This window comes from Ornithinimicrobium sp., from assembly GCF_030537745.1.
In the GTDB taxonomy this organism is placed as follows: Bacteria; Actinomycetota; Actinomycetes; order Actinomycetales; family Dermatophilaceae; genus Ornithinicoccus.
On sequence record NZ_JAUNVI010000038.1, the window covers coordinates 16,012 to 28,679 of the forward strand.

The 12,668-nt window shown below is 70.6% G+C and carries 10 protein-coding genes; 8 read left to right on the forward strand and 2 right to left on the reverse strand.

Going from position 1 to position 12,668, the window contains the following annotated elements:
* Positions 1–9: 9 nt before the first annotated feature.
* Complete coding sequence (locus Q4P07_RS09335; protein ID WP_303374643.1) at positions 10–1,068, reverse strand: Gfo/Idh/MocA family protein; 1,059 nt, start codon at positions 1,066–1,068, stop codon at positions 10–12.
* Between the two features lie 24 nt (positions 1,069–1,092).
* Between Q4P07_RS09335 and Q4P07_RS09340 the strand changes: the two genes are divergently transcribed.
* The 4 genes from Q4P07_RS09340 (at position 1,093) to ftsY (ending at position 6,942) form a co-directional block, all read left to right on the forward strand.
* Positions 1,093–1,374 carry an acylphosphatase gene (locus Q4P07_RS09340; RefSeq protein WP_303374644.1) on the forward strand — a complete coding sequence of 94 codons (282 nt, stop codon included), beginning with the start codon at positions 1,093–1,095 and terminating at the stop codon, positions 1,372–1,374.
* A gap of 95 nt (positions 1,375–1,469) precedes the next feature.
* On the forward strand, positions 1,470–5,183 hold the full coding sequence (smc, locus tag Q4P07_RS09345; protein WP_303374645.1) for a chromosome segregation protein SMC: 3,714 nt from the start codon (positions 1,470–1,472) through the stop codon (positions 5,181–5,183).
* 101 nt (positions 5,184–5,284) lie between these two features.
* Entirely contained in the window at positions 5,285–5,611 is a 327-nt protein-coding gene (locus Q4P07_RS09350; protein WP_303374646.1) for a hypothetical protein, read from the forward strand.
* 134 nt (positions 5,612–5,745) lie between these two features.
* Positions 5,746–6,942 carry a signal recognition particle-docking protein FtsY gene (gene ftsY, locus Q4P07_RS09355; protein ID WP_303374647.1) on the forward strand — a complete coding sequence of 399 codons (1,197 nt, stop codon included), beginning with the start codon at positions 5,746–5,748 and terminating at the stop codon, positions 6,940–6,942.
* Between the two features lie 22 nt (positions 6,943–6,964).
* On the opposite strand, the gene Q4P07_RS09360 is transcribed toward ftsY, so the two are convergent.
* Entirely contained in the window at positions 6,965–7,882 is a 918-nt protein-coding gene (locus Q4P07_RS09360; RefSeq protein ID WP_303374648.1) for an oxygenase MpaB family protein, read from the reverse strand.
* A gap of 22 nt (positions 7,883–7,904) precedes the next feature.
* Here Q4P07_RS09360 and ffh point away from each other — a divergent pair, with 22 nt between their 5' ends.
* The 4 genes from ffh to Q4P07_RS09380 all read left to right on the forward strand — a co-directional run bounded on the left by ffh (position 7,905) and on the right by Q4P07_RS09380 (position 12,644).
* Positions 7,905–9,533 (forward strand): signal recognition particle protein, encoded by a 1,629-nt coding sequence (gene ffh, locus Q4P07_RS09365; protein ID WP_303374649.1) that lies wholly within the window; start codon positions 7,905–7,907, stop codon positions 9,531–9,533.
* Between the two features lie 124 nt (positions 9,534–9,657).
* Positions 9,658–10,881 carry a M4 family metallopeptidase gene (locus Q4P07_RS09370; protein ID WP_303374650.1) on the forward strand — a complete coding sequence of 408 codons (1,224 nt, stop codon included), beginning with the start codon at positions 9,658–9,660 and terminating at the stop codon, positions 10,879–10,881.
* Positions 10,881–11,504, forward strand: coding sequence for a mismatch-specific DNA-glycosylase (locus Q4P07_RS09375; protein WP_303374651.1), 624 nt, complete (start codon positions 10,881–10,883; stop codon positions 11,502–11,504). The genes Q4P07_RS09370 and Q4P07_RS09375 overlap by 1 nt, the downstream gene beginning before the upstream one ends.
* A gap of 36 nt (positions 11,505–11,540) precedes the next feature.
* A complete protein-coding gene (locus Q4P07_RS09380; protein WP_303374652.1) occupies positions 11,541–12,644 on the forward strand; it encodes an amidohydrolase family protein in 1,104 nt (367 codons plus the stop codon).
* Positions 12,645–12,668 lie beyond the last annotated feature (24 nt).

Consider the following 12,668-nt stretch of genomic DNA (forward strand, 5'->3'; position numbering starts at 1 on the left):
GGTGGTCGCTCAGGTGTGGAGCGGCGCGTCCTCCTGGGGGTAGCGCACACCGAGCTCGCGGCGGGCGCTCTCCAGGACGGTCATGATCTCCACGGTGTCGGCGTGCGGCACGAGCGGTGACTCCAGCAGGCCTTCGCGCAGGCAACGGTGGAACTCCTCGACCTCGTGCAGATAGCCGCGGCGATCACCCTGCACGTTCTCCACCGCACTGTCGTGACGACCAGAGTCTGCGTCGGTGTCCGTGTGGACCGTGAAGGACTCCGGGTGGTGGACCGGGCCGTGCACCTCGATCCAGCCGCCGGTGCCGCGGATCACCGTGCGGGAGGCGCCGTGGCTCTGAGAGTCGCAGACGACCTGCGCGACGGCACCGTCGGCGCTCATCCACTGCAGCGCGACGAGGTCGTCGGCGCCGGTAGGCACCGTGGACCCCAGCACGTGCAGATGCGTTGGAGGGCCCAGGAGCAGGTGGGCCAGGGTGATCGGGTAGATGCCGAGGTCCAGCAGCGCGCCACCGCCGTTGGCGAGGTCGAAGAGGCGGTGAGCCTCGTCATACCCGAAGGGCACGGTGAACGCGGCTGCGAACGAGCGCACCGACCCGATCTCGCCCCGCCGGACCCGGTCTGCGATGTCGAGGATGATCGGCTGGCAGCGCGTCCACATCGCCTCCATGGCCAGCACCCCGCGCGTCCTGGCTGCCGCGAGGACCGCCTCGGTGTCCTTGACCGTCAGGGTCAGCGGCTTCTCCACCAGCACGTGCTTGCCGACGGCGATGCAGGCCAGCGCGTGCTCGGCGTGGAAGGGGTGGGTGGAGGAGATGTAGACGGCGTCCACCTCTGGGTCGTCATAGAGCGCGCCGTAGCCCTCATAGGACCGCGGAATCGTGTGCCTCGCGGCAAACTCGGCGGCCCGCCCACCATCGCGCGCCGCGACCGCGACGAGCTGACCCCCCTCGCTCTGGGTGATCGCCGACGCGAGGGCATGGGCGATGCTCCCGGCAGCGAGCAGGCCCCACCGCACGGGTCGGTCGGCGATCGGTGGGTAGGGAGGTGACTGTCGGTGCTCGTCCACGTCCCCAACCGTAGTCTCGCCGGTATGGAGCGCGCACTGATCTTTGTCCGGGGTCGGGTCCAGGGAGTGGGCTTTCGCTGGTGGACCCGTGCTCGCGCCCTGGAGCTCGGCCTGGTCGGCCATGCCCGCAACCTGCCCGACGGTCGGGTCGAGGTGCAGGCGCAGGGGGAACGCAGCGCGATCGAGGCCCTGATCGAACTGCTCAGCGAGCGGGTCTCGACCCGCAGCCGTCCGGGACATGTCGGCACGGTGACCACCCAGTGGCACGACGAACGGGGCGGCCTGTCGGGCTTCCGCGAACGCTGATCTGCGCAGTCCCGCTCTCACCTGCCAGGACTGGGCCTGCCCCGCAGGTATCGTGACGGCAGCCAGATCCACTCGATGCGGAGAATCCGACCCACGTGTATGTCAAGAGCCTGACCCTGAGGGGGTTCAAGTCGTTCGCCTCGGCGACGACCCTCCGGCTGGAGCCGGGCATCACGTGCATCGTCGGCCCCAATGGCTCGGGCAAGTCCAACGTCGTGGACGCGCTGGCCTGGGTGATGGGGGAGCAGGGCGCCAAGAGCCTGCGCGGCGGCAAGATGGAGGACGTCATCTTCGCCGGGACCTCTGGCCGCCCTCCGCTGGGCCGGGCCGAGGTGTCGATGACGATCGACAACACCGACGGAGCGCTGCCGATCGACTATTCCGAGGTGACGATCACGCGGACGATGTTCCGCTCCGGCGGCAGCGAATATGCCATCAACGGCACCCACTGCCGGCTGCTGGACGTGCAGGAGCTGCTCTCCGACTCCGGCATTGGCCACGAGATGCACGTGATCGTCGGGCAGGGCCAGCTCGACGCGGTGCTGCGGGCCACGCCCGAGGAGCGGCGCGGCTTCATCGAGGAGGCCGCCGGCGTCCTCAAGCACCGCAAGCGCAAGGAGCGGGCGCTCCGCAAGCTCGACGCGATGGACGGCAACCTGACCCGGCTTAACGATCTGACGACCGAGCTGCGCCGCCAGCTCGGTCCGCTGGGCCGACAGGCCGAGACCGCCCGCCGCGCTGCGACGATCCAGGCGGAGGTGCGTGACGCTCGTCTGCGGATCCTCGCCGACGACCTCGTGCAGCTCACGAGCGCGCTGCAGCACGAGCTCGCCGACGAGCAGGCCCTGGTCAGGCGACGAGCCGCCGTCCAAGACTCCCTCAGGGCGGCCGAGGGCACGGTCGCCTCTCTGGAGAGCGAGCGCGCCGGCGCCGCGCCTGCGCTCAACGAGGTGCAGGACCGCTGGTATGCGCTCTCCTCGCTGATCGAACGGCTCCGCGCGCTCGGTGATCTCGCCGGCGAGCGGGTCCGGCTCCTCGGCGCCGAGGAGGAGGAGCTGCGCGCAGAGGAACAGGGCAGGGGTGGCCACGGCGCGAAGGACCCGCAACAGTTGCGCGCCCAGGCACAGCAGGTCAGAGCCCAGGAGGCGGCGCTGCTGGCCACGGTCACCGACCTGTTGCTCTCGCTCGCACAGGCTCAGGAAGTACGCGCAGCCGCGGAGGTGGCGCACGCGGAGGAGCAGGCCAGGCTGCAACGGTTGCTCCGGGCGGCCGCGGACCGGCGCGAGGGTCTGGCGCGGCTGGCTGGTCAGGTCGCGGCCCGGCGCTCGCGCGTGGAAGCCGGCGAGGGTGAGATCGCCAGGCTCACGCAGGCGGCCCAGGCCATCACGGACCGTGCAGCCAAGGCGGAGCAGGAGTTTGCTGCGCTGGAGGCCACCGTGCTCGACGTCGAGCACGGCGAGGAAGGGCTCGATGAGCAGTACGAGCTCATCGAGGAGCAGCGCGCGACGGCGCAGGCCGAGGTCGAGCGCCTCACCGAGGACCTGCGGGGGACCCAGGCTGAGCAGGCTGCTGTCCAGGCTCGGGTCGAGGCCCTGTCGCTGAGCCTGCGACGCAGCGACGGGGCCAGCGCACTCCTGGCCGCCGGGGAAGACGGGACACAGGGGGTCGGCGGGCTGCGTGGCACCATCACCAGCCACCTGCAGGTCGACACCGGCCGCGAGGCGGCCGTCGTGGCAGCGCTGGGTTGGGCGGGGGAGGCGCTCGTCGCCGAGGGGTTGGAGCCCGCGCGGGCAGCGCTGGGCTGGCTGCGTGATCAGGACCAGGGGCGGGTGGCGCTGCTCGTCCCGGAGTCCTCGGTGCAGGTGGACCGGTCCGGATGGCCTCCTCTGCCCAGGTATGCCGTGTGGGCCGCAGACGTCGTCCGCACCGTCGATCCGCAGCTGGGTCGGGCGGTCGCCGGTCTGCTGGACCGGGTAGCGCTCGTCGAGGGGGCCGAGGAAGCCGTCGCACTGAGCCGCGACCTGGCCGGCCTGACGGTCGTCACCGCAGAGGGTGACGTCTATGGACCCGGCTGGGTGCGTGGCGGCTCGAGCCAGGCCCCGAGCCTGCTGGAGCTGCAGTCTGCACTGGCACAGGCGCAGCAGGGCGTGGCCGATGCGACCGGACGCGCCGAACGGCTCACCTTCGAGCTGAGTGCGGCACGAACCGCACTGCTGGTCGCCGAGGAGGCGACCGAAGGAGCTCTGGAAGCGCTCCACGACAGCGACGCCCGGATGACGGCGGTCGCCGAGCAGCTCGCCCAGCTCGGCCAGACCATGCGGAGCGCACGTGCCGAGCACGACCGCACCTCGACCGCCGTCGCGGTCGCCGAGGAGGGGTTGGCGGCGACCCGCAGCGAGCTCACCGACCTGCAGGCGCGCCTTGCTGCTGCTGAGGAAGAGCCAGGAGACCTCACCGAACCGGACGGCAGCGAGCGCGAGCGTCTCGCCGAGGCGGCGGCCCGCGCCCGCAGCGCCGAGACGGAGGCGCGACTCGCGCTGCGCACCCAGGAGGAGCGCGCCAAGGCGCTGACCGGCCGTGCAGAGGGCCTGGAGGCTGCCGCCCGCAATGAGCTCGCCGCTCGTGAGCGGGCAGCGGCCCGCCGGGCGCGGCGGGTGCAGGAGCGCCGGACCGCACAAGCAGTGGCCACGGGTGCGGCCTACCTGCGCTCCCGTGTCGACGGGCTGCTCGTGGCCGCCACCGCCGCGCGCGAGCGTGCCCGAGCCGAGCAGACCGAGCGTGACCAGGCCCTGGCGACCGCGCGCGCCCGAGCCACCGAGCTCGCCAGCGACCTGCGCGACCTGACCGACTCCGTCCACGCCGACGAGATCGCCCGCGCGGAGCAGCGCCTGCGCATCGAGGCCCTGCAGATCAGATCCATCGAGGAGCTAGGCACCGATCCGGAGGTGCTGGTGCAGGAGTATGGCCCGCACCAACTTATCCCGCACGTCCCCGGGCCGCAGGAGGACGTCGACGACGCAGACTTCCCGCAGCCGGCGCCCTTCGTGCGCGAGGTCCAGGACAAGCGGCTGCGGGCCGCCGAGCGCCAGCTCGCCCAGCTCGGCCGCGTCAACCCCCTGGCGTTGGAGGAGTTCGCCGCGCTGGAAGAACGCCATACGTTCCTGACCACCCAGGTCGAGGACCTTCGCCGCTCCAAGTCCGATCTCCTGCACATCGTCGCCGAGGTGGACGAGCGCGTCGAGCGGGTTTTCACCGACGCCTTCCACGACACGGCTGCCCAGTTTGAGCGCGTCTTCTCCCGGCTGTTCCCCGGCGGCGAGGGGCGGATCACCCTCACCGACCCGGACAACATGCTCACGACCGGCATCGAGGTCGAGGCACGCCCGCCCGGCAAGAGGATCAAACGCCTCTCGCTGCTCTCCGGAGGGGAGCGCTCGCTCACCGCGGTCGCGTTGCTCGTGGCGATCTTCAAGGCGCGGCCGAGCCCGTTCTACATCATGGACGAGGTCGAGGCAGCGCTGGACGACACCAACCTGGGCCGGCTGATCACGCTCTTCGAGGAGCTGCGCGATAGCTCCCAACTCATCGTGATCACGCACCAGAAGCGGACGATGGAGATCGCTGACGCACTGTATGGCGTGTCGATGCGCGGGGACGGCGTCACCACCGTGGTCAGTCAGCGGATCCATGACGTGGCGCCGGCGAAGGCGGTCAGGTCCGATGCCCGCGCGAGCCTGGTGGGCGGCTCGGGCGCCTCGGTCACGCCACCCCCCGCGGCTGCCGAAGCGGTGGAGGAGCTGCCCGGCTGACCACGAACCGTGGGCGGCAGGCCCCACGGGAGCCAGGTCAATCCGGGGACACGCCGCGGCGGATTTGAGTTGCCCCCCTGGTGCCGGGCCACACTAGTCACATGTTTGCTCTCGTGCTGGCCATGCTGTTCTGCGTCGCGATCGGTGCGGGAGTCGTGGGTTACGTGATGCTCGAGGCTCGTCGTGAGGGTCGTGGGGATTTCTGGACGGCAGAGGGGGAGGAGCTCATCGCAGGGGCGCGTCGCACCACCGAGAAGGTCGTAGCCCGCAGCGAAGAGCTCGGCCGCACCGCAGCGGGGCGCACCAAGGGGCTGGCAGCCAGGCTGCCCGAGCGTGCCCATGGTCAGCACACCTCGGGCCAGGACGACCTCGAGGTCTCCGACCAGGAGGCCGATCAGCGCCACCAGGATCTGCGTGCGGCCAGCTGAGCCTCGCGTCCGCGCTTTTGCTGGCCACCCAGGACCAGCGGCGCTGCAGGTGGGACGGCTGTCGTAGTACGGCCCGATCCCATGTGGTCCGGCGCTTGTCGTGAGGTGTCGGCGCCGTCTGGGAGACTGTGCGAGTGGGACCAATCAATGAGCTCTGGGAGATCGTCGCCGTCGTCAGCGTGCTGCTGGTCGGCGCCTTCGCCGCCGTCGTTGCGCTGGTGCGTGGCCGTGGCGGAGACACCAAGACCGCGCCTCGGCCGCCACGAGGTGGATCTGAGGGCGACGTCCTTGAGCAGGAGCGACCCCGTGCCGGTCTCCCTGAGGGCGGTGACGAGGAGGTCCTCAACCGTGGTGGCGGTGTCGCCGTCGAGCCGGACTCACCCACGGTCCCGGTCATCGAACGGCCAGACTCTGCTCGGGGACGCCTTCAACGGCTGCGGGCCAGGCTGGCGCGCTCGAACTCCGCGATGGGCAATGCGCTCCTCGCTCTCCTGTCCCGCGGAGGTCTGAGCGAGACCGACTGGGAGGCAGTCGAGGACACCCTGCTGGCCTCTGACCTCGGAGTCGAGGCCACCCAGGAGCTCGTCTCCTCGTTGCGCACCCAGGTCAAGGTCGACGGCACGACCGACCCGGCTCTGGTCAAACAATGGCTGCACGATGACCTCCTTCGGCTGGTCGACCCGACCATGGACCGCAGGATCGCCGCGAGCCGCACCGAAGGCCTCCCGGCCGTCATCCTCGTCGTCGGCGTCAACGGCACGGGCAAGACGACGACGGTGGGCAAGCTCGGCCGGGTGCTCGTGGCCGAGGACCTCGACCTCGTCTTCGGCGCCGCCGACACTTTCCGGGCGGCGGCGGCCGAACAACTGACCACCTGGGGCGAGCGGGTCGGGGTGCCGACCGTACGGTCCATGCAGGAGGGCGCCGACCCCGCGTCCGTGGCCTTCGAGGCGGTCAAGGGCGGGATCGAGATGGAGTCCGACGTCGTCATCATCGACACGGCCGGTCGTCTGCACACCAAGCGCGGACTCATGGACGAGCTCGGCAAGATCAAGCGCGTCATCGAGAAGCTTGCACCGGTCAGCGAGGTGCTGCTCGTCCTCGACGCCACCACCGGACAGAACGGCATGCGTCAGGCCGAGGAGTTCGCCAAGGAGGTCGCTATCACCGGCCTCGTGCTGACCAAGATGGACGGGACCGCCAAGGGGGGCATCGTCGTCAACGTCCAGCGCAAACTGGGCGTCCCCGTCAAGCTGGTCGGCCTCGGCGAGGGCCCCGACGACCTGGCACCCTTCGACCCCGAGGCGTTCGTGAGCGCGATCATCGGCTGACGACGCCGACTCCGGGCAGCACTCACCCTGGGTAGGTGGCCGAGCTCTCCGGGTCGTTGCGCGGGTCGTCGGGGCTGCCCAACGCCCAGCCGACCGCAGCGGTGCCCAGCCCTCCCGCGGGCCTCGCGACATACCGGAGCAGCGGTCGTTCCAGCTGCCGCGCCCAGACCGGCAGGTGCAGGTCGAGCAGGTCGCGGGCCTTCTGCGGCAACATCTCCACGGCTCCGGCGGCCAGCAGCCAGAAACCTGGCCGTGCCGCGGTTGGCAGGGGTGGCTCGGTCAGGAGGAAGCGGACGACGTCGCGGGCGCCGTCGCTGGCCGCCAGCTCGGGCTCGAAGGAGCCGAGTTGCTCATAGAGACCCATGACCGTCAATGGAGGGTCGGGCACGCCCAGCTCCCCAGCCGCCCAGGCGGTCTGCTCGACATACCGGTCGGCCTCCTCCAGGGTCAGAGGCGTGCGGGCGTAGCGCTGGTAGGCGGTCAGGAAGCTCTCGATCTCGGCGATATGCACCCAGGTCAGCAGGTGCGGGTCGGTCGCAGAGTAGGGGCGGCCGTCCGAGGCGGTGCCGACCACCGTGGTGTGCACCCGGTTGATCCGCTCCAGGACCCGTGCAGCCCCCTCCTCCGGGCCGAAGGTGGTCATCGCGATGAACTCACTGGTGCGCTGCAACCGACCCCACGGGTCGCCGCGATAACCGGAGTGTTCTCCGACCCCGGCCATCGCGAGAGGGTGCAGCGACTGGAGCAGAAGCGCGCGGATGCCTCCGGCATACATCGCTGCGTGGCCCTGCACCCGGGCGATCGGGTCGTCGGGGGCGAAGCGACGCGGCCCCGGCGCCAGCCAGATCGCGTGCGCCCGACGCTCCGCGTCCGGGCCGGCGACGCGGTCACGCAGGGCCAGCGACAGGCGGTGTTGCAGAGCCGAAATAGGGGAGCGCACATCTCCAACGTATCCTTGCCGGGTGTTTACCAGCCTTTCCGACCGTCTGACGCTGACCTTCAAGAACCTCAAGCGCAAGGGCACCGTCAGCGAGTCCGACCTCAACGCGACCCTCCGTGACATCCGGATGGCGCTGCTCGACGCCGACGTGGCACTGCCCGTCGTCAAGGAGTTCACCGGACGGGTGCGCGAGCGGGGGCTCGGTGCCGAGGTGCACCGAGCGCTCAACCCGGCCCAGCAGCTCGTCAAGATCGTCAACGAGGAGCTCGTCACGATCCTCGGCGGGCAGACCCGGCGCCTCCACCTGGCCAAGAACCCGCCGACCGTCATCATGCTGGCGGGCCTGCAGGGCTCGGGCAAGACGACCTTCGCAGGCAAGCTCGGCCACCTGCTGCGCGAGCAGGGGCACACCCCGCTGCTGGTCGCCGCCGACCTGCAGCGTCCCAACGCCGTGACCCAGCTTGAGGTGGTCGGGCAACGGGCGGGTGTGGCCGTCTTCGCCCCGGAGCGTGGCAACACCTTCGGGCACGACGCGGCGATGGAGAGCGGCGAGGGGACCAGCTCTTTCGGCGACCCGGTCGACGTCGCTGTGGACGGGGTCGCGGAGGCCCGTCGCAAGGGTCATGACGTCGTCATCATCGACACCGCGGGACGCCTCGCGGTCGACGTGCCGTTGATGCGCCAGGCCAGCGACATCCGGATCGAGACTGGCGCGCACGAGGTCCTTTTCGTCATCGACGCGATGATCGGCCAGGCTGCGGTCGAGACCGCCCAGGCCTTCTCCGAGGGCGTCGGCATCACCGGCTCGGTGCTGACCAAGCTCGACGGCGACGCCCGTGGTGGTGCCGCGCTGTCGGTGGCCTCGATCACCGGGCAGCCGATCCTGTATGCCTCCACCGGTGAGGGCGTCAAGGACATCGAGCTCTTCCACCCCGACCGGATGGCCTCGCGCATCCTGGACATGGGTGACGTGCTGACGCTGATCGAGCAGGCCGAGAAGGCCTTCGACCAGGTGCAGGCACGGGAGATGACCCGCAAGTTCCTCTCTGACGAGGACTTCACCTTCGACGACTTCCTGCAGCAGATGGCGGCCATCAAGAAGATGGGCAGCCTCAAGCAGATGCTCGGGATGATGCCCGGGATGCAGGGCATGAAGGCCCAGCTCGACTCCCTCGATGAGCGTGAGTTCGACCGGGTCGAGGCGATGGTGCGCTCGATGACGCCGTTCGAGCGCAACCACCCCAAGCAGATCAACGGCTCGCGCCGCGCCCGCATCGCGCGCGGCTCGGGCGTCCAGGTCAGCGAGGTCAACACCCTGCTCGAGCGTTTCGGCGAGGCGCAGAAGATGATGCGCCAGCTCAAGAAGGGCGGCGGCATCCCCGGGATGCCCGGGATGCCGGGGATGGGTGGCGGCAAGGGCAAGGCGCAGCCCCAGCAGCGCCGGAAGGGCAAGTCCGGCAACCCCGCCAAGCGGGCCCAGCAGGAGGCCGCCGCCGACCAGAAGGCGGCTGCGGCTCGGGAGGCGTCGCTGGACAGCGCCTTCGGGATGGGTGCCCTGGGCGGGGCAGACCCGGGCGCCGACGAAGGGCTGGCGGGGCTGAAGCTGCCGACCGGGTTCGAGAAGTATCTGGGAGATCAGGGCCAGAAGTAGGCGCGGGGAGCGCCCACCGGGCCTGCCTCATCTGTGGGAGCGCGAGCCAGGCAGGTCGGTGCCGACCTGCCTCGCACAGCATTCCGACAGACGCCCGTCGGCGGTCAGTGGCAGAGTGCTGGACATGACGGGGAACCACCGCTGCTCGATCGTCCCGGGCTATCTGCTGCGTCAGCTGGCGCAGCACGAGCCCGACCTGGCGCCAGCGATCGACTTCGCCCTGCGCGACGCGCACGTGCTGCGCACGCGCAGGGAGCTGCGGGGGACGAGGTGGCCCCAGGGCCGGCCCCCGACGCCGCGGCCCGCCGATCTGGCCGGCCCCCCGGCACCTGGTCCTGACGATCCGCCGCTGCCACCCGGCACGATCCACGGGATCGTCGGCCCACCGCTGACCAAGGACGTGTCGATCCTGGACCAGCCGGTCGTCCAGCCGGGGCTGGCTCCTGCCACCGAGGTGCCCGTGGACGCGACGCCGCAGCGCTCCCTGCACGACGCCCAGCACGGAGTGAGCCTGCCCGGGGTGCAGGTGCGCGGTGAGGGCAACCCACCCTCTCCGGACGTCTCCGTCAACGAGGCCTTCGACGGGCTGGGCGCGACTTGGGACGTGCTGGCCCGCGTCTTCGGTCGCGACTCGCTCGATGGCCACGGGCTGCCGCTCATCGCCTCGGTCCACTACGCCCGCGACTACGACAACGCGTTCTGGGACGGCCAGCAGATGGTCTTCGGCGACGGCGACGGGATCTATTTCGCTGGCTTCACGCGAAGCGTCGACGTGATCGCGCACGAGCTGGCCCACGGCCTGACGCAGTTCACCGCCGGGTTGACCTATGTCGGTCAGCCGGGCGCTCTGAATGAGTCCGTCTCGGACGTCTGGGGGTCGATCGTGCGGCAATGGGTCCGCGGGGAGAGCGCTGAGCAGGCGGACTGGCTCATCGGTGCCGAGGTTTTCACTGACCGGGTCCACGGCGTCGCCCTGCGGTCCATGGCGGCGCCGGGCACCGCCTACGACGATCCCAGGCTGGGCAAGGATCCGCAGCCGGCCCATCTGGCGGACTACGTCGACCTGCCGCACGACGCGGACAACGACAACGGCGGCGTCCACGTCAACTCCGGCATCCCCAACAAGGCCTTCCATCTCTTCGCGACGGCGCTGGGCGGCCACACCTGGGAGCGTGCGGGCCAGGTCTGGTGGGACACCATGAGCACGAGGGGGCTGATCGCCCGCGATGTCGACTTCGCGACCTTCGCGGCGGCCACGCTCCAGGCGGCCACCACGAGGTATGGCGAGGACTCGGAGGTGCCGAGGGCTTTGCGGTCGGCCTGGGGCGGGGTCGGGATCGACCTCTGATGGCGCGGTTCACCCGGGCTGAGCTGGACAGCTTCCGAGGCTCGCAGGTCCCCGACCTCGCGCCCGGGCCTGGAAGCGCGACGAGCGTGCGGCTGTTGTTCGTCGGCATCAACCCCGGGCTGTGGACTGCAGCCGTGCAGACCCACTTCGCCCACCCGGCCAGCCGGTTCTATCCGGCGCTCCTGCGGGCGGGCATCATCGGGCACCCCGTCTATCCCGCTGACGGCATGAGCGTCACCCACCGTGAGCATCTGCTCGGGCGCGGGATCGCGATCACCAACCTGGTCCGTCAAGCCACCGCCCGTGCGGACGAGCTGTCGGCAACGCAGCTGCGTGCCGGTGTCGACGGACTCCGGGAAACGGTGCGCAGGCTGCAGCCGGTCGTGGTCGCCGTTCTCGGGATCACGGCCTTCCGGATCGCCTTCGCCGAGCATAAGGCCGTCGTCGGTCGGCAGCCGGGCGACCTCGAAGGCGCCCAGCTGTGGGTGCTGCCCAACCCCAGCGGGCTCAACGCCCACGAGACGATTGAGACCCTGGCGTTCGCGTATGCCGAGCCGGCGCGGTCCGCCGGGATCGAGCTCAACCCGATGCCGCGCCCTCCTGGCGCGGGCACGCTAGCCTGACGACACCTCATACCCGCAACGAAGCATGGAGACCTGATGAGTTCACCGGCGCTGCACATCCGTGGCCAGATCCTGGTCGGACCGGACGAGGTGCTCGAGGAGGCGTGGGTCATCGGTGGCGTCGTGAGCCTGCGCCCGCCCGCCGCCGGAGACGTCGAGACCATCGACGGGTTTGCCGTGCCCGGGCTGGTCGACGCGCACTGTCACGTCGGGCTCGAGGCGCACGGGGAGGTCGCGCCGGAGCGGGCGGAGGAGCATGCCCTCGCCGACCGGGATGCCGGCGCACTGCTCCTGCGCGACGCCGGCTCCCCGGCGGACACCCGTTGGGTGCAGGAACGGGAGGACCTGCCGCGTCTGATCCGAGCCGGTAGGCACATCGCGCGGACGCGTCGCTACCTGCCGAACTTCGCCTGGGAGATCGAGCCGGAGGACCTCGTCGAATACGTCCGGCAGGAGGCCCGCAACGGTGACGGCTGGGTCAAGCTGGTCGGGGACTGGATCGATCGGGAGACCGGTGACCTGGGCATCTGCTGGCCGGTCGACGTGCTGACCGAAGCGATCGCGGCGGCCCACGAGGAGGGTGCCCGCGTGACCGCGCACTGTTTCGGGGAGCAGTCGCTGCTCGACTTCGCTGCCGCCGGGACCGACTGCATCGAGCATGCGACCGGCCTCGTCGACGAGACGATCGACATCTTCGCCGACCAGCAGATCGCGATCGTCCCGACCCTGGTCAACATCGACAACTTCCCAGCCTTCGCCGAGGCAGGACGGCGCAAGTTTCCGACCTACGCCGACCACATGATGGATCTCTACCAGCGGCGCTACGACACGGTCGCCAAAGCCCGCGAGGCGGGGGTGCCCGTCTACGTGGGCACCGATGCCGGCGGTCAGTTGCCGCACGGGCTCGTCGCCCAGGAGGTCGAGGCGCTGACCAAGACAGGTATGTCGAACCTCGAGGCGATCGGTGCCGCCACCTGGGGTGCGCGCGCCTGGCTGGGTCGGCCGGGTATCGCGGAGGGGGAGTCGGCCGACATCGTGGTCTACCGGGACGACCCCCGGCTGGACGTGCGTGTGATGGCCGACCCGTTCAAGGTCATCCTGCGGGGCACCCCGCACGCTCACTCAGGCGCCCGCGGCTGAGCCTGCCAATGGCAGGAGCGACCG

What these genes read in the sequence shown, in the direction of transcription:
- Q4P07_RS09340 (WP_303374644.1), top strand. Translation starts at nt 1,093, where the DNA reads ATGGAGCGCGCACTGATCTTTGTCCGGGGTCGGGTCCAGGGAGTGGGC.
- Q4P07_RS09350 (WP_303374646.1), top strand. Translation starts at nt 5,285, where the DNA reads ATGTTTGCTCTCGTGCTGGCCATGCTGTTCTGCGTCGCGATCGGTGCG.
- Q4P07_RS09370 (WP_303374650.1), top strand. Translation starts at nt 9,658, where the DNA reads ATGACGGGGAACCACCGCTGCTCGATCGTCCCGGGCTATCTGCTGCGT.
- Q4P07_RS09375 (WP_303374651.1), top strand. Translation starts at nt 10,881, where the DNA reads ATGGCGCGGTTCACCCGGGCTGAGCTGGACAGCTTCCGAGGCTCGCAG.
- Q4P07_RS09380 (WP_303374652.1), top strand. Translation starts at nt 11,541, where the DNA reads ATGAGTTCACCGGCGCTGCACATCCGTGGCCAGATCCTGGTCGGACCG.